The sequence below is a fragment of the Ferrimonas sp. YIN67 genome, assembly GCF_057219095.1.
Genome location: NZ_JBXVVJ010000014.1, coordinates 15,510 through 36,721 on the forward strand (window position 1 = coordinate 15,510; position 21,212 = coordinate 36,721).

A 21,212-nucleotide genomic window follows, 5' to 3' on the forward strand; every position below is an offset into this window, starting at 1 on the left:
TGCCCCCCAAAGGCGACCATTGGCAACAGGGAATGCAGCCCATTCAATGAAAATCCCGAGAGTAGACGGTTAATTCGGCGATCTTCGCTGAAAGATCCTCCAAACGTCCCGCGACCAGGTGGATCACCCCACCCTCTTTTTCAACGATGCCACGCACCTTCAGCAGTTTTGCCGTCAAGTAGGGCTGGCGCTGGGCACGGGCCGTATCCGCCCACACCACCAGGTTGGCATTACCGGTTTCATCCTCCAGGGTAATAAAGGTCACCCCGGAGGCGGTGCCCGGACGCTGCCGCCCCACCACCAGTCCGGCCAGCTGTACCAGCTGACCATGACGACAACTCGACAGCTCTGCGGCGCTCAGACACCCGACCAGCTCCCCCTGCTCTCGCAGCAGGCTCAAGGGGTGACGCCCGAGGCTCAGGCCCGTCTGCCGGTAGTCACTCAGGATCCCTTCCCCTTCACCAGGCGCCGGCATCGAAGTCTCGTCCAGCTCGGCCAAGCCGGTTCCGGCCTGGGCAAACAGGGGCAGCTGCTCCGCTTCCCCTGCCAGCAACCAGCGCGCCTGATGGCGGTTCCCAGCCACCCCCTTCAGTGCATCTGCGGCCGCCAGCGCCTCCAGGGCTCCCTTATCCAGTCCGGTCAACTGCACCAGTTGATGCAGATCGGTAAAACCGCCTTCGGGACGGACTTGGAGCAGTGCTGCAACAACACCCTGGGACAGCCCTTTCACCAGACGAAAACCCAGCCTTAACGCCATCTTGCCCTCAACGTTTTCAATCTGGTGATCCCATTGGCTCACCTGGAGATCGATGGGCAGGATCCTGCCACCATGACGCTGAAGATCCTGCACCAACTGAGATGGGGTGTAGAACCCCATCGGCTGGCTGTTGAGCAGGGCACAGGTGAAGGCGACCGGATAGTGATATTTCAGGTAGGCGGAAACATAGGCCAGCAGGGCAAAGCTGGCCGAGTGGGACTCTGGGAAGCCGTACTCGCCAAAGCCACGAATTTGCCGAAAGATCTGATCGGCAAACTCACTGCTGTAGCCCCGCTCGGCCATGCCCTCTTTCAACTTACTTTCAAACTTCTCCAACTCGCCATGACGCTTCCAGCTGGCCATGGCCCGGCGCAGCTGATCCGCCTCGCCACCGGAAAATCCCGCCGCCACCATCGCCAGCTTGATCACCTGCTCCTGGAAGATCGGCACACCCAGGGTCCTGGCCAGCACCCCTTTGACCGCCTCACTGGGATAGCTCACCGCCTCTCGGCCATCCCGCCGTTTAAGGTAGGGGTGCACCATATCCCCCTGGATCGGTCCGGGGCGGACGATGGCGATCTGAACCACCAGATCGTAATAACAGCGGGGCCGCAACCTCGGCAGCATGTTGCTCTGGGCTCGGGATTCGATCTGGAATACGCCGATGTTGTCCGCCTGGCACAACATGTTGTACACCTCGGGCTGCTCCCACTGCACTTCACTCATCCCCATGGGCTGGCCCTGCCATTGGCTCACCAGCGCAAAGCAGCGACGAATGGCACTGAGCATGCCCAGCGCCAGGATATCCACCTTGAGCAGCCCCAGGCTCTCCAGATCGTCCTTGTCCCACTGGATCACCGTGCGATCCGCCATCGCCGCATTCTCCACCGGCACCAGTTCGTATAAGGGCCCGGCAGAGATAATAAATCCCCCCACATGCTGGGACAGGTGGCGGGGAAAGCCCAGAAGCTGCTCGACCAGGGGAATGAGGTGCCGGCCGGCCACGCCCTGCTCGCCCAGTCCCAGGTTATGCAACTGCTTCTGCCAGGGGAGCGTCTTATCGCGACGATCCGTTCCCCGGATCAGGTGCTCCACATAGGCCTCGTCCAGCCCCAGCACCTTGCCCACATCCCGCAGGGCACTCTTGAAACGGTAGCTGATCACCGTAGCCGCCAGCGCCGCGCGCTCACGCCCATACTTGCCGTAGATGTACTGGATCACCTCTTCCCGCCGCTGATGCTCAAAATCCACATCGATGTCCGGCGGCTCATTGCGCTCCTTGGAGAGGAAGCGTTCAAACAGCAGATTAACCTTGGTGGGATCCACCTCGGTGATCCCCAGGCAGTAACACACCACGGAGTTGGCAGCCGATCCCCGGCCCTGATGCAGGATCCGCTTCGACTTGGCAAAGCGAACGATGTCGTAGATGGTGAGAAAGAAGTAGTGGTAACCCAGCTCATCCACCAGCACCAACTCTTTATCGAGCTGCGCCTGCACCTTCTTTGGCACACTGTCGCCAAAGCGCCAGCGGGCCCCCTTGTCCACCTCCTGGCGCAGAAACTGCGAGGCCGTCATCCCCTCGGGCACCAGCTCCGCCGGATATTCGTAGCGCAGCTCGTCCAGGGAGAAGGTACAGCGCCGGGCGATCGCCAGGGTTTGTTCCAGCCAGGCGGCTCGATAGCGCTTTTGCAATAACGGCCGAGGCTTTAAGTACGCCTCGGCATTGGCCGTCAGTCGCTCCCCGGCCTGCATCAGGGTACAGCCCTGGCGAATGCCATCGAGCACATCCAACAGGGGCTTGCGCTCACGCCGGTGCATCCGTACCTGGCCCGCCGCCACCAGGGGGATCCCCGCCCTCTCGGCCAGTGCCTGCAGCGCCGTCAATCGTCCCCCTTCACCCGGCGCCAGAACCCGCTCCAGCAGCAGGTAAAAGCGGCCATGCCACTCCCCCTTTAGCCGGGACGCGAGCTCATCCAATCGCTCTGCGTATTCGGGGGACCACAACAGCAGGCAATCCGCCAGCCGATCCGCCGCAAGATCCTTCCAGTCGAGCCGGTAGCAACCCTTGTCACAGCGACGCCGGGCTTGCGTGATCAATCGACAGATCTGGCCATAGCCCTCCCGGTTTTGCGCCAGCAACACCAGCGTGTCCCCCTGTTGCCCTTCCCCCAAACGAAAACTGCTGCCGATGATCAACTTAAGCCCATGAGCCCTGGCGGCCTCGTGTGCCTTGACCACCCCGGCCATGGAGCACTCATCGGTGATTGCCAGGGCCGCGTAGCCCAGCTCGGCCGCTCGGGCCACCAGTTCATCCGGATGAGAGGCACTGCGCAAAAAACTGTAGTTGCTCAAGCAGTGCAGCTCGGCATACCCCGTCTCATGGGTGGCCGTCGCCGCCAAGTCAGAACCAGCCATGCAAAAACCAGCCTTCGCTGCCGTGGAAGATCCAGCACAGGCCGCCTTCCGGGGCTTGGGCCAGAAAGTAATCCCGGGCGATGGGCATCGACTCCCACCAGCCGGACTCGATCCGCTCCGGACCCCGTAGCAGTTGGTACTGCTCCCGGACGATCGCCCGGGGCTGGGGCAGTAACCAGCAGGGACGGTGCAAGCCACTGGGGCCATCGCGTAGATCCCCGCCCTGGCCGGCTGGCACAGGACGACTGCTGTACTCGGGCCGATGTTCGGCCACCGCCTCAAGGCTGCGAACCCGATCCTCACCCAGGCGCGCCGCCAGTTGCGCCAGCAGATCCTGCGCGGCGCTGTCCGGTGCCCCTCCGCCGATCAGGCGCTCACTGTACACCTCCAAAGGCTGCAACGTTTCCCCCACCAGCTCGATCTCCATCACAGGCTCAAACAGGGTCAGACGCTCCAGCTTCAACAGGCACAGGGCCATCCACGCCTCGGCCCTGTGTTCATTGCCAGCTCCTCGCAGGGCGATCACCGTCGTTGGACGGTGCCTGTGGTGCAACAGGAGTTCCAACTGCGGCAAGGCCAACTGGCGTCGACGCAGCAGATCGCCCAGCTCAGCAAACAGACGTTTCAGTGGAAACCTCAAGCCCTGCAGATGCTCCAGCTCCTCAAGCAGCACCAGCTTGCGTCGGTAATGCTGCGGCGGCTGAAAGTGTTCTCGGGGATCGGGCCGCTCCCCCAACAGGCGCTCCAGCCATAGCAAGAGCTCCCCGCCAAAACGTCGCCCCAATTCTGAGCGTGGCAGGGCCATCAGCTGGGCCAGGCTTCGTATCCCCATGCTCTCCAGGCGCGTCGCCTCCGGTCGCTCCAACCGGGCCAAAGACAAAGGCAACAGGCGGGCCAGGGCCTGCTCCGGCTCGGCCAGGATCGTTCCCTGACCCATCATCATCGTATCCCCCTGATGGCCATGGCGAGCCAGCAGAGTGGCCGCCAGCGGCGTCTCGGCCAGCACTGCCCGCCATGGCAGGGCCATGGCATCAAGATCCGAGCCCAGTTGCGCCAGCCAGCCCTCCTGTCCACCAAACAGCCTCAGCATGGAGCTGGCCTCCAGGATCAGGAGATCCGGCGCCACCAGGGTGATCTGGGCACTGAAGCCATAGGCCCACTCGGCCAGCTGCTCAAGGATCTGCCTATCTTCCTGTTCATCGCCCTGCAGCAGTACCAGTGACTCGCACAGGGCGGTGGCGGTCGCCAGCTTCTGCCCCACCGCCACCCCTTGCTGACGGGCCTGAGCATTGCACTGCAGCACTGTCAGGGGGTGGCCGCCAAACAGAGCCATGGGATGCTCGAGCTGCTGTTGACCGCGGGCGCGGTGGTGCAGACTCAGATCGATAAAATGCAGGCCCAGCAGCATCACCAGGGTCCCTGAACCACGCCGACGCTTTGCTCAGGCCCCACTGGGGTGTGCCGAGGTGCTTTAGCCCGATGGGGCAGTGACAGGGGGAGATCGGGCTGGGGCCAGCCGCCCCGCTGCTTGAGCAGTTGCACGGTGCAGCCCGAGGGATCAGGGCTCACTCCCAGCCGCAGGGAGACCGCGTGATGCTCCGCCAGGACGCTTGACGGCAGATGCACAAACAACAAGCAACGCCCTTTCTGCGCCGCCAGTTGCAGGCGACGCGCCTGGGTTGCGTTCAGCTCATCGAGCCAGGCAAGCACCACACTGCAGCGACCCGAGTTAAGGCTATGCTCCAGGGTCCACAGTTGCTCCTTGCGGCACTGGGTATCAATCCAGACAAAACGGCTCAGGGCGATCCCCGCTTCCGCCCAGGCCGGAGCGTGAGGCAGGGCCGGTGGGGCCACACACACCTGCCAGCGCTCACTGTCCTGTTGCGCCTTAAGCACAGGCAGCAGCAGATCGGTCAACCCCAGCAAGGTTTCTCCTTGTGCCGTGCCCACCAGCTCCACCACGCCATACTCCGGCCAGCCCTGTCCCGCCAGATGCTGATCCAGCGTGGCAAAACCTGTCGCAATAGCTTGATTATCATGTTGCCACTGTCGCCCCAACCAGATATCGGGGCGAGTGAGCAGCGGGGAAACGTCTGCGGCCATGGGATCTCAGCCTACCCACCGTTTAACTGTACATTTATACAGTATAGCCGGATCGCCCCATGCTCTGGCAAGGCCATCCCGTCCGATGTGAGAGATAAGCCACACAGGCGCGCCAACCAAAGAGCAGGCCCGGCGTTTGCCGGGCCCGGAAGCTGGAACTCAAATCTAAGCTGTTCGCAGCTAGTTCAACCGTTCGTACTCAAACGAACTGCGGATCTTGTTGTAGAGGTAACTGCCCTTCGAACCGGCTTGTCGTAGCCCATCGACCACAGGGGCCGGAACCTCGTAGTAACGATAGATGGCCCCACTGACAAACTCGATATCCAGGATCTTGCTCACTGCTGAAAACCCGAAGCTTGCGATGGCCGTAGAGTCCACGGCCTGCTGCCCATGCATGGGCCAGGGCGTCATGTCGTAGGCGATCTCCACAATCCGATTGGCAATCGCTTCCGATTGCCCGGGCTGCACCAAATAGGATTCATAGAAACCGTGACCACTCCAGTCAAAGAGATTAAAGCTGGCCGCATAGGTAGAGGGCAGCGCCCCAACCGTGGCCCGCACCCCCGCCATCACCAGATCGGTGTTATTGGTCACATTGCCCAGAACCTCTGCGTGCGCGGATCCTGCCGCCCCTCCCACTTGATAGGAGGGGGTTGCCACCGCCATCTGCCCCAGCATCACGTACTCCTCTAACGGCCACTCCCCCTCCAGGAAGTAGTTCGACAGGAAGTCAGTAAACAGGTGATCGCCATAAAAGTTACCCTGCGAGTGAGTCACCAGCACCGTCCTGGCACAAGAGCCCAGATCATTTCGCAGCGCCTGCGCCATCTTGCTGAAATCCCGTTCATCACCAATGGAGTAGTATTCGGCCACCGTCTCGGCCCAAAGCAAAAAGAAGGGGGAGAGCTCCAGCACGCCGATGGACTCGCCATTAACAAAACGCCAGAACGCTTCCAGCCAATCCGACCGTCCCAGAGAGCTGAGCTTTTGCAGGAATACTTCCCGCAACTGCTCCGTGGTGACTTCGTCATAATTATGAAAGCCAATCACCGGCCCATGTTTAGGAAACGCACCGGTCAGTCGCCAGTTTTGGAACTGATCCAACTCCCGAACGGAGTCGATAAAACCGGCTGCGTGAGTAAACATGCCGTTAATGTAAACCAGCTGCAAAGAATCAACACTCTTGCCGCAGGAAAATGCCGCCTGAGCCTGGTATGAACTCAGTAAAAGTAATACCACTAAAAATAAACGTTTCATTACCAACGACCTCCAGCTTCAACCAGCAGGACCGCTCGGGAGCACGGATCTTCAACAAAAGGAGGTCGATACTGCGTTGTCAAAATATCCAACATCAGTTTCTGATTTCGACGATAGGCGCTTACTCGCTCTAACGTATTAAAATATTTGTATTCGAACCCCGTAAAGCTGGGGTCGCTCTTTCGTAACTCCCGTTTACACGAATACATCTGAACCAAGGATTCAAACAGATCGCGTACCTCCTCCTCTGGCCAGGAAGCGATCGCCGCAGCGTCCGCCATCAGGGCTTTTTGATAGGAGTCCGCCAGGCCAAGGCCCACCTCCCGAGTGCGCTGAGAGTAGGTCATCACCACAAAGACCTCGTAGTCATCCCGGATCCCATTGTCATTAAGATCGATCCCCAGCAAGCTTTGTTTTGCCAACGCCTCATCGACCAGAGGCAGATCGTACCCCAGGGCGGGGTGACGAAATGCCTGCCACTTGGATTTGGCTGAAGGATGCCGGGGCGAACGCTTGGCCTTCTTTAGGGCAAAGAAAGGCTCCTCATCGAGCAAGACCACGCTACCGGCGGCATACTCTTTTCCAGACCGCCAGGGAGCTGCTGACTCAATCTTAACCCGTACCCAGCCTCGGTCCTCGGTAGGTGGGGACGGCTTCCCTGGTTTATCGGCAATCCACAGGTGGCTGGCCTGGCGCACCACGGCCCCCTTGCTGTAACGAACCCCCTGCTCCCACGGGGCAAAGGCATCAAACTCAAGGGCACCGACTGGCAGTGACAGCCCCCAGAGTCCCAGCACGATCCATCGATATACTATGTTCATCTCCACTCCTTGGTTTCATCACGAGACTTCCCTCTCTCCTTGGCAAACACGCAACCGGCCTTTGCGCATCAGGATCAGTTAAGCGGATTAGCCACACCTCAACCCAGCAGTGAGTAAAACGGGAGCCAGTCGCCTGCCAGTCCAACCCGCCAGGGCCGGACCTGAGCCTGAAACGGGCGCAACGACGACAAAGAAGGAGCGCAGAACAGGCCACTGCCCATCCGCAGCAGGCACAGGTTCGCTGCGCAGCAGGCACCATTTGAGTTGACATGAGTTTGATTCGGAAGGAAATTGGTTAAACAGAACGGCATCTGGATGCAGCATTAACGCGACCTTGCAAGGTACAGCAAGCTTGCAAGGTCGCACTAATACACTGTTAAGAGTCCCAAGGATGGTGACGAATGCTCAACTACATAACGGTCGTCGTATTTGGTTGTATTTTGTATATGTCGGTGCGAATTACCTATATGGTTATTCGTAGCGATATGCTTGATCGCAAGCAATCTATAGCTGCTATTTTAATGTCTTGGCTTCTTCCTGTTGTTGGGCCAGTGCTACTTCAATCGTTACTGAGAGTAGAGCTATATAGCAGAGCACAAGACTCTGGCCGGAGGTGGGACATAGTTTGGGACAGGCTATTTTTCGCTTACATCGTAGACCAACACGTTAGTTATGTTGGTTCATCTAGAGCTGATGATGGATGCGGAGGCGGTGATTATAGTGATGGTGGAAGTGGCGGATTCAGTGATGGGGGCGGTGGTGGTGGCGACTCTTAACAAGCCCAATCAGAATTGCGCACTGCGTGCGCGGGATCTCGCTACGCTCGTCCCCTGTTGGGGGCGTTAGACACTCTAATAAGGATAACAATGAACTTTTTTAGAATTGCTGTGCTTTTTACAGCTGCCACCTTTCAAGTGACGGCAAGCGAGAATAGCCATAAGTTGCTTCAGTTAATGGGGGCGCAAACTCAGTGGGAGCAAACCATTGAGCAGATCTTGCCTACCAGCATGGATGTCGATGAAAGTGAAGATCCAATTTTGTATGAAAAGCATCAAGAGCATTTAAAAAATGTTGAATCTATTATTGAAAGGCACCTTGCGTGGCGTGATGTAGAGGTACTGCTGTCAAGTGCTATTGAAAGCACATACGAAGATTGGGAGATGTTAGAGTTAATAACTTTCTTGGAAAGTGATGTGGGCCAAAAATTCTTTGGTTCAGCGGAGCACTTGGACAAAGTTATGGTGCACGAGTTTAAAGACCGCATGACTAAGTATGTTGACGAGTATCAAGAAGAAAACAAGCATTTCTTAGATTGGTTTCATTTACACATTAAAGGGTCTGAGTAAGTGTCTAACAAGAGTAATCAGGCTGCTCGTTTCACTCGCCGGACCGGCCTTCGGCCGGCCCGCTGTTACTGGCGTTATGTGTTTTCTCGAGTTATGTTTTATAGGAAGTAAATCTTGAATTCTAAATTATCTTTACTAATTAGTTTTGTTTCATTTTGCTTAATTTACATAGTGTTAGATTCAGTCGTAGACTTCCTTGGATTGCCTACTTATATTGACTTTGGGGAAACAATTAATGTAACTCGAGGTAGTGGACGATACTCCTATGATGAAGATATATCAGGGGTAAATACCGACATCGGAATTTACATTATGGTGATGAGTGGCATGTTTGCTTGGCGGGTTTACCATTGGCTAATAACTGGGAAACTTGATGGCAATCGTTCAACGTTAAGCTTGCTTAGTTGGACTTATTGGGTTGTTGGTTTCTCTGCGTATATTGTTGCGACAACACCTATATGGTTCATTGATATGCCGGGAATTATTCAAAGGTTGTTAGTTCTAGGGTTAGGCGGCGGCATTGCTTGGTTTACGTTTTGTAAATACAACCAAGCAAGAGACGAAATTGAATATGGTGAAAAAAACACATAACAGTCTGTTTAAGAGTAATTCGCAACGCTTGGCATTTTTGCTATGCGTTGCATTTTGTGTTTAAGGTGGTATGCGGGAGCTTCGGCATTGCGTTGCTCACACCTTAACAGGGCGTTATGGCTAAGTGAAATCATGAAGAAATTTAATAAAAATGAGATTTCCTTCGAGTATCCGGAAAGCTGGAACATTACAGATGAGCAATGGGGTGATGATATATCTGCATTAACCTTTGAGGATGGTGAAGATATATTTATGATTGATATTTACCACTCTAAAAATGGCCCTGAATTAGAGAACTACGCAAACAAACACTATCAATGTTTCAAAGAGGAATTGCCATTTTTATCCAAGATTACCTCAGGCCCTTCTTACGCAAGCATTGATGGTGGGATAATGCTTGAATTTACTACAAAGACACACTTAATTTTAAAAACGGATTATTTAAATCCTGTGTTTAAAATTCAATGTAAAAATAGCGTTAGTTACATATCCGGCCAATTTAAAAAAAGGGATAGCCCTAATAAAATCGAGCATTTACAAAGGGTAGTTGGTAGTTACAGTGCAGCTTAAAAATGGGCAAAGCCATAACAAGGCTCAGCAACCAACCTCCGGCCATTGTCACGTTTTTTGTGTTCCACAAAAAAGCGCGCCAATAGCCTCCGGCGGCAGTGCGCGGCGTTACTTTTCTTTGTTGTAAGGGAGTTCGATGAGAAATATTTTAGTCATGGTTGCACTTTTTTCATTTTGTGCAAGTGCTGATCACATCATTTATTCCAATAATATCGAGGAAAGATTCTCTCACAAGGACTGGGTAGCGTATAAAGAGTCTTCCGGACTTTGTCGGCCAACGGTAGAGTTTATTGTCGGAGAAACATTAGCATCGCTAACCATCTTCTCGAATGGGTGGGGAGGCCGATTTGAAAAAACTGAGCCTTTTCGTGCTCATTTGTATGGACAGTATATTAAGAGCGTAAGCCTAAGGTTGGGTGATGATAACTTTGACCACTCACAAATTTCAGATGATTTACTGTATAGAATTGCTAACTCTGACTCACTTTATATTACGGCTGAGATCTATAAGAACTTTTCCCGGAAAAGAGATGATGACGATGAATATTTTTCTACGGAAGCTGAAATAAGTCTGGATGGAAGTTCTGCTGCCTTAAGGTTCTGTGGGTTTATTGCATGAATTATGCGATAAAACGTAACAAGAGTAATCAGGCTGCTCGTTTCACTAGCCGGCCCGCTATTACTGGTGTTATGAGGAATATGGATATTCAACTAATACAAATAAAAAGTGATGAGTTTGAAAGTCTATTTTCTGTTGTAAAACAAGGACTTTATTCGCATGTTGATGCCGTCTTTGGTTGGTGTGATGAGTTTCAGGTCAATCGTTTAAAAAGTGACTATGAGCCGCATTGGTTTCACTGGGTTTATCTCAATAACACGAAAGTTGGAATGCTATGCTTCAAGCCTTACGACAATGCACTTCATGTACATTTACTCATTGTGCTTCCAGAATTTCAAAATAAAAATTTGGGTGAAAGAGTAATGAACATGGCTCACGAAATAGCGCGAAAGCAAGGGCGTAGTCACGTAACCTTATCAAGCTTTACTAGAAATGAGTCAGCGGTAAGGTTTTACAAATCTCTTGGCTATAAGGTGACTAAAAGCGATGAAAACTTCCTTTCTTTGTCGCTTCAAGTTGCCTCATAACAAAGCGTTTAAGACGGATTCCTAACGCTCGATATTTTCGGTTTGATTCAGCTTTAGTGTTTACGTCACAATAAGTTAGGTATGGTTGCCTGCGTTGCTCACCACTTGACGCGGCGTAATGTGAATAGGAAAAAGGAGAACTAGGGGTGATGGAATCGAATGTTTTTGAACGCACTTACAACGGAGAGCAAGAAGTAAGCTCACGGCTGTATAATTTTACGATCGGACTGGTGCTGTGTTGGGGCTTTTGGATTAACTGGATAATGGTTGGGAATATCCCGGCTGAGTCAATTGCATCTATTAATCCCTGGATCTTTTTCATCGGCTATTTTGCAAGCTGCTTCTTTGGAGTTTACTTATTCAGTAAATCCTCTAACCCATTGGTTAGTTTTGTCGGCTACAACTTTGTAGTTGTTCCTTTTGGACTCATTATCAACTTGGTTGTATCACGCCATGACCCATCATTGGTTTTAGGTGCGATTAAGGTTACAGGCCTAGTGACTGGCATGATGATGCTACTCGGAACAATTTTTCCCGTGTTTTTCCAAAGAATCGCCGGTGTATTAACTATTGCGTTAATAGTCGTAATTGTGGTCGAGCTCTTTCAAATATTTATACTTGGAATCCACCAAGAATGGATAGACTGGGCAGTTGTTATCATTTTCTGTGGTTATATCGGTTATGACTGGGGGCGAGCAAATCAAATTCCAAAAACAATAGACAATGCTGTAGATAGCGCAGCAGCGCTATACATGGATATTATTAATCTATTCTTGAGAATACTTCGAATTATGGGACGCAAATAGAATTCACAGGTTCAAGGTTCAAGAGATCAGGTTCATTTGAAACCCCAGTGACTCCTTTATGGCGAAACCGGCCTCCGCAGGCGTGTTCACAATGTTGAGCTTCGCTGCGCTCAACTTAACCTACGCCGAGGGGGACCAGCTTCAAATCGGCCTCCGCAGGCGTCTTCAACAACGTTGAGCTTCGCTGCGCTCAACTTAACCTACGCCGAGGGGGCCAGGTTCAAATCGGCCGGAACGGGGCGAAAGCAGCCCCCAGAGCCGATGGCCCACCCTGTATCTTCGCCGACTTCGAGGACGACGCTGTCCGCGAGATTAACTACTCGTGCGTTAATGAAGACACTGTTCAACCGAGACACAGCGCCGCCGCAGTGAAGGCAAAGGGGGAGTCCAGAGGGGCTGGCCCCCTTTGGTTGCTGCGGCCAACGCCGCGACCAAGTTGGTGAAGCACCATATCGCCATGCCGCAGGCATCCACAACATAGAAAGTGGTGACCTCTTTGTGGTGATAGCTGCCGCCTGAGGCACGCATAGGGCGGCGTGCTTTGGGACCAAAGCGGTCAGCCCTTGGCTGCAGGGCGTCCCGTTTCGCCAGCAGCACCATTTTGCGGCGCTGGTGCACCGTTAAACGCCAGGGCGATCGCCATTAACTCAAAACCCTATACCTTTAACCCCAGTGCCTCGGCATGGAACCTGAGGTGATCGTCGATAAAGGTGGCGATAAAGTAGTAGCTGTGATCATAACCCGGGTGCATCCGCAGCGTCAGGGGATGGCCGGCGGCGTCACAGGCCGCTTTAAACAGCTCGGGTTTAAGCTGCGGATCGAGAAACTCATCCTTGCTGCCCTGATCGATCAACAGGGGCAGGCGCTCTTCGGCGTCGGCCACCAGCAGGGTGGCGTCGTAGGCTGCCCAGGCCGCCTCATCCGGGCCAAGATAGCCGGTAAAGGCCTTGCGCCCCCAGGGCACCGCGCTGGGATGCACAATCGGCGAAAACGCCGAGACCGAGTTGTACTGGCCCGGGTTCTTCAGGGCGCAGATCAGGGCGCCATGGCCCCCCATGGAGTGACCACTGATCGCCTTGTCCGCCGTCACCGGCAGCATGGCCTCAACCAGGGCCGGCAGCTCCTCCGTCACATACTCATACATGCGGTAGTGATCGGCCCAGGGCTGCTCGGTGGCATCCAGGTAGAAACCGGCCCCGGAGCCAAAATCATAGCTGTCGTGCTCACCGGGCAGAGCCAGCCCTCGGGGGCTGGTATCCGGGCAGACGATGGCCAGGCCCAGTTTGGCCGCCAGACGAAACGCCCCGGCCTTCTGACAGAAGTTTTCATCGGTGCAGGTCAGCCCGGACAGCCAATAGAGCACCGGCACCCTGCCCGCCGCCACCGCGGGCGGCAAAAACACCGCAAACACCATATCGGTGGCGGTGGCATCACTGTGATGTCGATAGCGCCTGAGCCAGCCGTCAAACACCTCTTGTTGCGAAAGCAGTTCCATCGGGTACTCCCCTTCCCTTGATCCGATCCTGACCATAGCACGGATCCTCGAACGCCGAGTTAACCCTATCAGCCCTATTACCCCTCAGAGGGAGGTTGCGACGTCAGGGCACGATGGGCGATCCCCTCCACTCGAATGCAGGCATCCCGGTAGCCAATGCCGATATGATCCAAACGCTCCATGCTCAGGTTCACCAAAAAATCGGTTCCCGGGTGCACAGTGAGCGCCTCGGACAGCGCCGTCTGCACCGATGGCGCGGCTCCGCTGGGCAGCAGGTACAGCCAGAAACGCTGGCATAATTCGATCCGGGCAGGCCCTAATACTTCACTGTGTGCCCGTTGATCCTGTGTGGCGTAGCTGTGGGTCGAAAACGTCCCCAGATCGCCCACCTGACAGCCGGTCAGACCCAGCAGCACCAAACAGGCAATGCCCAGTTTTTTAGTCATTTTTCTTATTCCCACGCCTTTGCTTCCTATGACAGATAGCGCAGCAGAAGCGATCTTGCTAGTCTTGCCCCATCATCCCGACAGGAAGCGTCACCATGTCCGCCAGTCCCGCAATTCAGCAGATCTGGAAAACCCTGCAGCAGGTTCCCAAGGGCAAAGTAGTGACCTACGGCCAACTGGCCGATCTGGCCGGCCTGCCAGGTAAAGCCCGCTTGGCGGCCCGAGCCCTGCGCATGGCCCCCCAAGCACTCGCCCTGCCCTGGTTCAGGGTGATTGGCGCAGGGGGAAAGATCAGCATACCCAAGACGAGTCCCGGCCATGCCCGACAGATAGAGCACCTGCGCAGCGAAGGGATTATGGTGAACAATGGGCGGGTAAAGCTGTCGGAATATCAATGGCAACCGGATCTGGCCCAGCTGATCTGGCAACTCGAATTTTAAACAAGGATCCCTATGCGCTTGCTCTTCGCCCTACTGGCTGGCCTCTCCCTGTATGCCACCGCCGGTCCCTACACCCCATTTCGTGCCGATTACGAAGTGCTCCATGGCAAGGATTCCCTAGGCGGCGGCTACTACGAACTGCAGCAATTGGGTGAGGATCGCTACCGCATGGGCTATCAAAGTGCGGTGAAATACCTGTTCCTGTCCGACAAACGCACCGAGCAAACCGAGTTCTCGGTCCATGAGAATCGCCTGCAGCCGCTCAATTACCGCATGGAGCGCAGCGGCACAGGACCCAACTTCGGCGCCAACGTGGTGTTTCATCATGACACCGGACGGATCGATGCCCGCTACAAGAAGCGAACGGCCCAGTTCGATCTGATCCCCCCCATCTACGACGCCCTGCTCTACCAGCAGCAGCTGCGGCTCGATGTGGCTCAGGGCAAAACCGAGATGGCCTACCCCTTTATCCATAAAACCAGCCAGAGAGAGTACCGTTTCAAGGTCACGGATCGAGAAACGCTTCAGCTGCCCTTTGGCCAGTTGGACACCATCCGGGTGGAGCGGATCCGGGATCCCGGTAACGATAAGGAAACCATCTTCTGGCTGGTGCCTGAGCTTCACTACATCGTCGCCCGCCTGGCCCACTACGAAGAGGGGGAACTTAAGGCCGACATGCAGTTAAAGGCTGTGCGTTTCGACAACTGACCGCCACGGATCAGCCCCCAAGGAAAGAGAGGGAGACCGTCCTGCGTGACGGTCTCCCTCTTTCACTTTGCCCCGCATCCTCCCCCCATGCAGCAGGATGCCGGCAACGCCCCGGTGGTACTGGGCAGATATTCAAAAGGTGTACTCAGGCCGTTCAGCCCTGTGCCACCACTTCGCCATCTTTGAACAGACACCAGCTGCCCGCCGCCATCTTATGCCAGGCCTCGTTGCTGGTCAGGGGCCGAGTGGCGATCACCGTGACGATGTCGTTGGGTGTGGTCTCCTTCTGGAAATCGATCACCATCTCGGTGTCGATCAGCTGGGCCTCACCAAAGGGCGCACGACGGGTGATCCAGTGCAGGTTGTTGCCGCACAGAGCCAGCAGGTAGGGGCCGTCCGAGATCAGCATATTGAACACGCCCATGCTCTGCAGCTTCTTGCCCTCTTTGGCCAGGTAACGAAAGGCCGACTCGCGCTTGGCGGGCTTTTGCGGGTATTTCTCCGCCAGCTTGTCCAACAGGTGACAAAAGGCCAGCTCACTGTCGGTGGCACCGACGGGAAGGAAACGTTGCGGTTGCAGCACCGTCTTATAATCGGAAAGCTGGCCGTTATGGGCAAAGCTCCAGTTACGTCCCCACAGCTCTCGACCAAAGGGGTGAGTATTCTCCAGTGACACCTTTCCCCGATTGGCCTGACGGATATGGCTTATCACCGTCTTGGACTTGATGGGGTAGGACTTGAGCATGCTGGCCACTTCCGAGTGGCAGCTGGGATCACTGTCCTTAAAGGTACGGTTGCCGGGACCATCGTAGAAGGTGATCCCCCAACCATCCCGATGTGGTCCGGTCTTGCCACCACGCTCAACCAGCCCGGTAAAACTGAACACAATATCGGTGGGCACATTGGCGCTCATCGCAAGCAGTTCACACATTATTCTTCTACTTCGTCTTATATCTCAGATCCCAGGCTGCAAGCATAACGATAAAGCCTTTGAAGCCCAACCCTTAACGCCCAGCCACCGCGCATCAAACAATAATCAAACGGCCGTTTAATAATTTCGTGACACAGGTCTGACCTGTGTCATACACTGTGATCCATCGCACGTCCGACCGTTCGGACTTCGAGCCGGGAATCGACAAGGAGAATGCTCGTGACCACTTTGATCTGGAGTCTTGCCGCCATAGTGCTACTGGGGGCCCTGCTTTATCAACGCGCTTCATTGCTGCTGTTCACGGCCGTCACTGCCGTGATACTGCTGCTGGGCACCCTGCTGGGGATCACCGGCAGCCTGGCCTGGACACTCTTTGCCCTTATCGCCATCCCCCTCAACCTCACGCCCCTGCGCACCACATTGCTGACCACGCCCATTCTCAAGATCTTCCGCGGCATCATGCCGGAGATGTCCGAGACGGAGAAAGACGCCATCGAAGCCGGCACCACCTGGTGGGACGCACAGCTCTTCTCCGGGGCCCCGGACTGGAACGTGCTGCACAACTATGTTCGCCCCACGCTTAGCGATGAGGAGCAGGCCTTCCTGGACGGGCCGGTGGAAGAGGTGATGGGCATGGTCAATGAGTTCGAAGTGACCCATGAACTGGCCGATCTGCCCCCTCAGGTATGGCAATACCTGAAGGACAAGAAGTTCTTCGCCATGATCATCAAGAAGCAGTACGGCGGCCTGGAGTTCACGCCTTATGCCCAGTCGCGAATATTGCAGAAGCTGGCTGGCCACTCCACGGTCCTGGCCTCGACCGTCGGCGTCCCTAACTCCCTGGGGCCCGGTGAGCTGCTCCAGCACTACGGCACCAAAGAGCAGAAAGAGTACTACCTGCCTCGCCTGGCCTTGGGCCAGGAAGTCCCCTGCTTTGCCCTGACTTCGCCCGAAGCGGGTTCCGATGCCGGTGCTATCCCGGATTTTGGCATCGTCTGCCAGGGTGAATGGGAGGGCAAGGAAACCCTGGGGATCAAGCTGACCTGGAACAAGCGCTACATCACCCTGGCGCCGGTCGCCACCGTACTGGGCCTGGCCTTTAAACTCAGGGATCCGGACGGCTTGCTGGGCGACAAGGAGGAGCTGGGGATCACCTGTGCTCTGGTACCGACAGATCTGGACGGCGTCAAGATCGGTCGTCGCCACCTCCCCCTCAACAACATGTTCCAAAATGGCCCGACTCAGGGCGATGGGGTGTTTATTCCCCTCGACTTCATCATCGGCGGCCCCAAGATGGCTGGTCAGGGTTGGCGCATGCTGGTGGAGTGCCTATCGGTCGGACGGGGGATCACCCTGCCCTCCAACGCCGCCGGCGGGATCAAAACCGTGGCCGGGGCGACTGGTGCCTACGCCCGGATCCGCCGCCAGTTCAAACTGCCCATCGGCAAGATGGAGGGGATCGAGGAGCCCCTGGCCCGGATCGGTGGCAATGCCTACCTGATGGATGGGGTCACGGCGCTGACCACCACGGGCCTCAACCTGGGTGAAAAACCCTCGGTGATCTCCGCCATCGTCAAGATGCACCTGACCGAGCGGATGCAAAAATGCATCATCGACGCCATGGATATCCACGGCGGCAAGGGCGTCTGCCTGGGCCCGGATAACTATCTGGGACGGGGCTATCAGGGAGCTCCCATCGCCATCACGGTCGAGGGCGCCAATATCCTCACCCGCTCCATGATCATCTATGGTCAGGGGGCGATCCGCTGCCACCCCTATGTGCTCAAGGAGATGGAGGCCGCCTTTGATAAAGACTCAAGCCGCAGCCTTATCCAGTTTGATCAGGCGATCTGGGGCCACGTCGGATTTGTCTGCTCCAACCTGGTCCGCAGTGTCTGGCTGGGCCTGACCTCGGCCCGCTTCTCCACCAGCCCATTTGGCGATCAGACCCGCCGTTACTACCAGCATATGAATCGCTTTGCTGCCAACTTGGCCCTGCTCTCTGACATGGCCATGGGCACCCTTGGGGGCAGCCTGAAACGCAAGGAGCGGATCTCCGCCCGCCTGGGAGATATTCTCAGCCAGCTCTACCTGGCCTCGGCAACGCTGAAACGCTTCCATGACGAAGGCCGCCAGAGTGACGATCTGCCCCTGCTGCAGTGGGCCGTTGAAGATTCCCTGCATAAGCTGCAAACCGCTCAAATAGAGCTGCTCGACAACTTCCCGGGCATTGGCGGACTCCTCAAGGTGCTGCTGTTCCCCCTGGGACAGCCCATCAAGCGTCCCTCCGATGAGCTGGACCACAAGATCGCCCGGATCTTGCAGACCCCCTGTGACGCCCGAAGCCGGCTGATCGACGGGCAGTGGCTCGAACACCACGAGCAGAACGCCCTGGGCCGTCTGGAGCACACTCTGGGCCTGATCCTCGCCGCTGAGCCGCTGTTTGATCGGATCTGCGAGGCCGCCGGTGAAAAGCTGCCCTTTATGTTCCTGGACCAGGTCGCCCAGAAGGGTCTGGCACTGGAGGTGATCAGCGAAGAGGAAGCCCAACTGCTGCGAGACGCCGAGCGCGGGCGCCTGCATGCCATCAACGTCAATGACTTTGATCCGCAAGAGCTCAGGGCCAACCGCCCGGCTGCCAGTGGATCCGGGAGCAATAAGAAGGGCGGCAAAGCCGCCTGATACAGTCCCGGAACAAACAGGCGCCCTCGGGCGCCTGTTTTTATAAAAGGCGCATCAGAATTCAACTCGCCACACTCTGACAACGGAGGATACATTCAAGGCATGAGCTATGCCTTTTGAGTATTAACCTGCAATTGCCCTAATCTACGGTTGTCGTAATAATCCGCCGCCCATAATAAAAAATAATCCGAATTAGGCCTGATGGAACATACACTCACTTACCGCCGAACACCTTGGCGCCTGCACCGATCTCACTGGATAGCTTTGTTACTCACCCTCGGCCTATTCGCCTGGGTGGGGATTAATACCGGCTCCAGCACACAAATTATGCTGACCGCCTTAGGCTGGTTGATCGGCATAAGCCTGGTGCAAGCCGCGTTCGGTTTTACCGCTGGCTGGCGCCACCTCCTGGAAAACCGGGATGGCCGTAACCTTCGTACCCAGATGCTGATGATGGCTTTAGGGGCTGCCTGCTTCATTCCCCTGCTGCACTCAGGCAGTTTTGCCGGCACCCAGATCAGCGGCTTCTTCCCACCCATAGGTGTTCCCCTGCTGATCGGCGGATTTATGTTTGGCATGGGGATGCAATATTGCGGTGGCTGCGCATCCGGTACCCTCCGCCTGGCTGGCTCCGGTGGCAGCAAAATCTACCTGGTATTGCTCGGCTTTATTGCCGGCTCCGTGTTGGCAGCTCACCATATCGACTTCTGGCGTCACCAACCCGGTACCGTGATCAACTTAGGACAAGAGTTTGGTCCACTGCTCGCCGTTGTGATGGTGCTACTGCTATGCAGCTGTGTCTGTGCCCTGACGCTCTGGCTTGAGCAGCGCCGTCACGGCAAGCTCCTTCCCGCACGTCCCATCAACCACGATAAGAGCGCCGTGAGTTTTCTCCTCAAAGGAGAATGGCCAATACTCACCATCGCGGTTCTGCTGGTCCTCGCCAACCTGGCGACCCTTCATCTGGCCGGGCGGCCATGGGGAGTGACCTCAGCCTTTGCACTTTGGGGCTCAAAGGCACTGGCAATAACGGGTATCGACGTTGCGAGCTGGAGCTACTGGAACCACAGTCCCGCGCTCGATCGCAGCATCGCCTTTGATGTGACCTCGGTGATGAATATCGGCCTGATCTTAGGCGCCTTCCTGGCGACGACCCTATCGGGCAAATTTGCCCCTTTGACCCGATTACCGCTCAACGTAACATTTTACGCACTGATCGGCGGTGTTCTGATGGGCTACGGCGCCCGCATCGGTGGAGGATGTAACATTGGGGCCTATTTCAGTGCCCTGATCAGTGGCAGCTTTAGTGCCTGGTTCTGGTTGATCGTCGCCATGACTGGCTTCTGGTTCTCCCTACAACTGCAGCGCCGCCTGAGTTAAGGCAAAAACGCTTAAGGTGCCGGGTTAAGTGATCGAGGTCGGGATCACCGAGTGCCAACCTCTCTACCGCCTTAACGCTTTGACCAAGCTGGAGCCAAGGGCGTTTCCACCCCTTTGCCCCACACCTGCTGGGCATCCAGGACCCGTTGTTGCCGGGCCTGGGTGTCGGGGTGGGTACTGAGCCATGCCCAGGCTGGCCCCTGCCCCAGCTTGGAAAATACCCGCTCGGCACCTCCCAGATGGCCATAGAAGCGACGCAGCGTCAGCAAGGCTCGCTCATCGGAGTCGGTTTCCTGCTCACGGCTAAACCCCATCTCGGTCACTCCGGCGGCCAGCTCCGCCACACGGGCCTGATCCCCCACCACCCCGTTCCACAGCAAAAGGACGCCAAGTTGCCGAGTGGCCTGTTTCAGAGCATGGCGCTCACGAACATGGGCCAGTTCATGAGCCAAAACCAAAGCCAGGGCATTTTCGCTGTCCAGCGCATCCACCAGACCGGTATTCAGGATGATCTCCCCCCCTAAGCCGGCGTAGGCGTTGATCTCAGGGGAGAGCACCAGAGTGGCCCGCGCCTGCATTCCCTCAGGAAGGGGATCGGCCTGGACCAAGGCATCCAACAAGCGATCCAGCTCTGCCTGAGCCGGGCTCGAGGTGCGCAGCGACGACGACCAGGAGTGGCCAACCGCCTGCTCCCACTCCCAGGGGATCTTTGCCGCCAGAAAATGCAGGGCCAACATCAACAGGGCAAGAATACCGATACCGGCAGCCACAAAGGCCGCCAGCAAGGCGCCAAACTCCCTCAGCGGGTGTACCGATGAGACATTGTTTTCTGGTGGTAGGCGGTTTTCGAATCGACTCATGGGCGCGGCTGAGTTGGGATCACCGCCGTCCCGTAGGCGTAGACTTCCACCGACACCTGCTGGTCTTTCGCGCCCTTACTGATGGACGCCGTTTCCAGGCGAACGTTGAAGACGGCGCGGGCGCCAAGGGCCTGGGCCTCGCGCTTCATTCGGATCAGCGATTCGCGCCGGGCGCGCTCGATCAGGGATTCATAGGCGGTCAGCCGTCCACCAAAGAGACTGCGCAGTGCTGCGGCCATCACCTTGAAGTAATCCACGGCAACCACGGTATTGCCTCCCACCAGGGCAACGTCACAGGGCTGAAACTCTTCAGGGACCCGCTTTTCACTGAAGAGCAGCAAAGGGGCCAGTTCGCTTTCGGCCTGACGAATACGGGTAAAATGACTCTGCTCCGCATGGCGCCCAAACAGATAGCCTATGACCAATAAGATCAGGGTTATTAGCAAGGCATACATAGG

At 56.2% G+C, this 21,212-nt stretch carries 21 protein-coding genes; 11 read left to right on the plus strand and 10 right to left on the minus strand.

Annotated elements, in window-relative coordinates:
* Positions 1 to 43 precede the first annotated feature (43 nt).
* From AC2D8U_RS20235 to AC2D8U_RS20255, 5 genes are all read right to left on the minus strand, one after another.
* A complete protein-coding gene (locus AC2D8U_RS20235) occupies positions 44 to 3,172 on the minus strand; it encodes an error-prone DNA polymerase (protein WP_484620888.1) in 3,129 nt (1,042 codons plus the stop codon).
* Positions 3,159 to 4,580 carry a Y-family DNA polymerase gene (locus AC2D8U_RS20240; RefSeq protein WP_484620889.1) on the minus strand — a complete coding sequence of 474 codons (1,422 nt, stop codon included), beginning with the start codon at positions 4,578 to 4,580 and terminating at the stop codon, positions 3,159 to 3,161. The genes AC2D8U_RS20235 and AC2D8U_RS20240 overlap by 14 nt, the downstream gene beginning before the upstream one ends.
* Positions 4,580 to 5,275, minus strand: a complete 696-nt coding sequence (gene imuA, locus AC2D8U_RS20245; protein ID WP_484620890.1) for a translesion DNA synthesis-associated protein ImuA — start codon at positions 5,273 to 5,275, stop codon at positions 4,580 to 4,582. The genes AC2D8U_RS20240 and imuA overlap by 1 nt, the downstream gene beginning before the upstream one ends.
* 180 nt (positions 5,276 to 5,455) lie before the next feature.
* Positions 5,456 to 6,532, minus strand: a complete 1,077-nt coding sequence (locus AC2D8U_RS20250; RefSeq protein WP_484620891.1) for a KTSC domain-containing protein — start codon at positions 6,530 to 6,532, stop codon at positions 5,456 to 5,458.
* The gene (locus tag AC2D8U_RS20255; RefSeq protein WP_484620892.1) at positions 6,532 to 7,353 is read right to left on the minus strand and encodes a hypothetical protein; all 822 of its coding nucleotides are present in this window, start codon (positions 7,351 to 7,353) and stop codon (positions 6,532 to 6,534) included. The genes AC2D8U_RS20250 and AC2D8U_RS20255 overlap by 1 nt, the downstream gene beginning before the upstream one ends.
* Positions 7,354 to 7,754: 401 nt before the next feature.
* Here AC2D8U_RS20255 and AC2D8U_RS20260 point away from each other — a divergent pair, with 401 nt between their 5' ends.
* From AC2D8U_RS20260 to AC2D8U_RS20290, 7 genes are all read left to right on the plus strand, one after another.
* Complete coding sequence (locus tag AC2D8U_RS20260) at positions 7,755 to 8,129, plus strand: hypothetical protein (RefSeq protein WP_484620893.1); 375 nt, start codon at positions 7,755 to 7,757, stop codon at positions 8,127 to 8,129.
* Positions 8,130 to 8,219: 90 nt separating this feature from the next.
* A complete protein-coding gene (locus tag AC2D8U_RS20265) occupies positions 8,220 to 8,699 on the plus strand; it encodes a DUF2059 domain-containing protein (protein ID WP_484620894.1) in 480 nt (159 codons plus the stop codon).
* A 114-nt stretch (positions 8,700 to 8,813) separates the two neighbouring features.
* Positions 8,814 to 9,290 (plus strand): hypothetical protein, encoded by a 477-nt coding sequence (locus AC2D8U_RS20270; protein WP_484620895.1) that lies wholly within the window; start codon positions 8,814 to 8,816, stop codon positions 9,288 to 9,290.
* 132 nt (positions 9,291 to 9,422) lie between these two features.
* Positions 9,423 to 9,860 (plus strand): hypothetical protein, encoded by a 438-nt coding sequence (locus tag AC2D8U_RS20275; protein WP_484620896.1) that lies wholly within the window; start codon positions 9,423 to 9,425, stop codon positions 9,858 to 9,860.
* A gap of 136 nt (positions 9,861 to 9,996) precedes the next feature.
* Complete coding sequence (locus AC2D8U_RS20280; protein WP_484620897.1) at positions 9,997 to 10,479, plus strand: hypothetical protein; 483 nt, start codon at positions 9,997 to 9,999, stop codon at positions 10,477 to 10,479.
* An 80-nt stretch (positions 10,480 to 10,559) separates the two neighbouring features.
* Complete coding sequence (locus AC2D8U_RS20285) at positions 10,560 to 11,006, plus strand: GNAT family N-acetyltransferase (protein ID WP_484620898.1); 447 nt, start codon at positions 10,560 to 10,562, stop codon at positions 11,004 to 11,006.
* Positions 11,007 to 11,155: 149 nt separating this feature from the next.
* Positions 11,156 to 11,812, plus strand: coding sequence for a Bax inhibitor-1 family protein (locus tag AC2D8U_RS20290; RefSeq protein WP_484620899.1), 657 nt, complete (start codon positions 11,156 to 11,158; stop codon positions 11,810 to 11,812).
* A 655-nt stretch (positions 11,813 to 12,467) separates the two neighbouring features.
* Here the strand turns inward: AC2D8U_RS20290 and fghA are convergent.
* Together fghA and AC2D8U_RS20300 are read right to left on the minus strand one after the other, a co-directional pair.
* Complete coding sequence (gene fghA, locus AC2D8U_RS20295; protein WP_484620900.1) at positions 12,468 to 13,307, minus strand: S-formylglutathione hydrolase; 840 nt, start codon at positions 13,305 to 13,307, stop codon at positions 12,468 to 12,470.
* 77 nt (positions 13,308 to 13,384) lie between these two features.
* A complete protein-coding gene (locus AC2D8U_RS20300; RefSeq protein WP_484620901.1) occupies positions 13,385 to 13,753 on the minus strand; it encodes a hypothetical protein in 369 nt (122 codons plus the stop codon).
* A gap of 95 nt (positions 13,754 to 13,848) precedes the next feature.
* On the opposite strand from AC2D8U_RS20300, the gene AC2D8U_RS20305 reads away from it, so the two are divergent.
* A complete protein-coding gene (locus AC2D8U_RS20305) occupies positions 13,849 to 14,193 on the plus strand; it encodes an MGMT family protein (RefSeq protein ID WP_484620902.1) in 345 nt (114 codons plus the stop codon).
* Between the two features lie 12 nt (positions 14,194 to 14,205).
* Positions 14,206 to 14,901, plus strand: coding sequence for a DUF3108 domain-containing protein (locus AC2D8U_RS20310; RefSeq protein WP_484620903.1), 696 nt, complete (start codon positions 14,206 to 14,208; stop codon positions 14,899 to 14,901).
* Positions 14,902 to 15,055: 154 nt separating this feature from the next.
* On the opposite strand, the gene AC2D8U_RS20315 is transcribed toward AC2D8U_RS20310, so the two are convergent.
* Positions 15,056 to 15,832, minus strand: coding sequence for a class II glutamine amidotransferase (locus tag AC2D8U_RS20315; RefSeq protein WP_484620904.1), 777 nt, complete (start codon positions 15,830 to 15,832; stop codon positions 15,056 to 15,058).
* Between the two features lie 219 nt (positions 15,833 to 16,051).
* Between AC2D8U_RS20315 and fadE the strand changes: the two genes are divergently transcribed.
* Positions 16,052 to 18,514, plus strand: a complete 2,463-nt coding sequence (fadE, locus tag AC2D8U_RS20320; RefSeq protein WP_484620905.1) for an acyl-CoA dehydrogenase FadE — start codon at positions 16,052 to 16,054, stop codon at positions 18,512 to 18,514.
* Between the two features lie 327 nt (positions 18,515 to 18,841).
* Complete coding sequence (locus tag AC2D8U_RS20325; RefSeq protein WP_484620906.1) at positions 18,842 to 19,894, plus strand: YeeE/YedE family protein; 1,053 nt, start codon at positions 18,842 to 18,844, stop codon at positions 19,892 to 19,894.
* A 71-nt stretch (positions 19,895 to 19,965) separates the two neighbouring features.
* Here AC2D8U_RS20325 and AC2D8U_RS20330 read toward each other — a convergent pair whose 3' ends face one another.
* Both AC2D8U_RS20330 and AC2D8U_RS20335 read right to left on the minus strand, forming a co-directional pair.
* Positions 19,966 to 20,754 carry a M48 family metallopeptidase gene (locus AC2D8U_RS20330; protein WP_484620907.1) on the minus strand — a complete coding sequence of 263 codons (789 nt, stop codon included), beginning with the start codon at positions 20,752 to 20,754 and terminating at the stop codon, positions 19,966 to 19,968.
* Positions 20,751 to 21,209, minus strand: a complete 459-nt coding sequence (locus AC2D8U_RS20335; protein ID WP_484620908.1) for a YbjQ family protein — start codon at positions 21,207 to 21,209, stop codon at positions 20,751 to 20,753. Before AC2D8U_RS20335 ends, AC2D8U_RS20330 begins: the two co-directional genes overlap by 4 nt.
* Positions 21,210 to 21,212: the final 3 nt, after the last annotated feature.

What these genes read in the sequence shown, in the direction of transcription:
- AC2D8U_RS20285 (WP_484620898.1), top strand. Translation starts at nt 10,560, where the DNA reads ATGGATATTCAACTAATACAAATAAAAAGTGATGAGTTTGAAAGTCTA.
- AC2D8U_RS20275 (WP_484620896.1), top strand. Translation starts at nt 9,423, where the DNA reads ATGAAGAAATTTAATAAAAATGAGATTTCCTTCGAGTATCCGGAAAGC.
- AC2D8U_RS20330 (WP_484620907.1), bottom strand. Translation starts at nt 20,754, where the DNA reads ATGAGTCGATTCGAAAACCGCCTACCACCAGAAAACAATGTCTCATCG.
- AC2D8U_RS20265 (WP_484620894.1), top strand. Translation starts at nt 8,220, where the DNA reads ATGAACTTTTTTAGAATTGCTGTGCTTTTTACAGCTGCCACCTTTCAA.
- AC2D8U_RS20310 (WP_484620903.1), top strand. Translation starts at nt 14,206, where the DNA reads ATGCGCTTGCTCTTCGCCCTACTGGCTGGCCTCTCCCTGTATGCCACC.
- AC2D8U_RS20305 (WP_484620902.1), top strand. Translation starts at nt 13,849, where the DNA reads ATGTCCGCCAGTCCCGCAATTCAGCAGATCTGGAAAACCCTGCAGCAG.
- fghA (WP_484620900.1), bottom strand. Translation starts at nt 13,307, where the DNA reads ATGGAACTGCTTTCGCAACAAGAGGTGTTTGACGGCTGGCTCAGGCGC.
- AC2D8U_RS20250 (WP_484620891.1), bottom strand. Translation starts at nt 6,532, where the DNA reads ATGAAACGTTTATTTTTAGTGGTATTACTTTTACTGAGTTCATACCAG.
- AC2D8U_RS20235 (WP_484620888.1), bottom strand. Translation starts at nt 3,172, where the DNA reads ATGGCTGGTTCTGACTTGGCGGCGACGGCCACCCATGAGACGGGGTAT.
- AC2D8U_RS20290 (WP_484620899.1), top strand. Translation starts at nt 11,156, where the DNA reads ATGGAATCGAATGTTTTTGAACGCACTTACAACGGAGAGCAAGAAGTA.
- imuA (WP_484620890.1), bottom strand. Translation starts at nt 5,275, where the DNA reads ATGGCCGCAGACGTTTCCCCGCTGCTCACTCGCCCCGATATCTGGTTG.
- AC2D8U_RS20260 (WP_484620893.1), top strand. Translation starts at nt 7,755, where the DNA reads ATGCTCAACTACATAACGGTCGTCGTATTTGGTTGTATTTTGTATATG.
- AC2D8U_RS20335 (WP_484620908.1), bottom strand. Translation starts at nt 21,209, where the DNA reads ATGTATGCCTTGCTAATAACCCTGATCTTATTGGTCATAGGCTATCTG.
- AC2D8U_RS20325 (WP_484620906.1), top strand. Translation starts at nt 18,842, where the DNA reads ATGCTGACCGCCTTAGGCTGGTTGATCGGCATAAGCCTGGTGCAAGCC.
- AC2D8U_RS20300 (WP_484620901.1), bottom strand. Translation starts at nt 13,753, where the DNA reads ATGACTAAAAAACTGGGCATTGCCTGTTTGGTGCTGCTGGGTCTGACC.
- AC2D8U_RS20255 (WP_484620892.1), bottom strand. Translation starts at nt 7,353, where the DNA reads ATGAACATAGTATATCGATGGATCGTGCTGGGACTCTGGGGGCTGTCA.
- AC2D8U_RS20280 (WP_484620897.1), top strand. Translation starts at nt 9,997, where the DNA reads ATGAGAAATATTTTAGTCATGGTTGCACTTTTTTCATTTTGTGCAAGT.
- AC2D8U_RS20315 (WP_484620904.1), bottom strand. Translation starts at nt 15,832, where the DNA reads ATGTGTGAACTGCTTGCGATGAGCGCCAATGTGCCCACCGATATTGTG.
- AC2D8U_RS20240 (WP_484620889.1), bottom strand. Translation starts at nt 4,580, where the DNA reads ATGCTGCTGGGCCTGCATTTTATCGATCTGAGTCTGCACCACCGCGCC.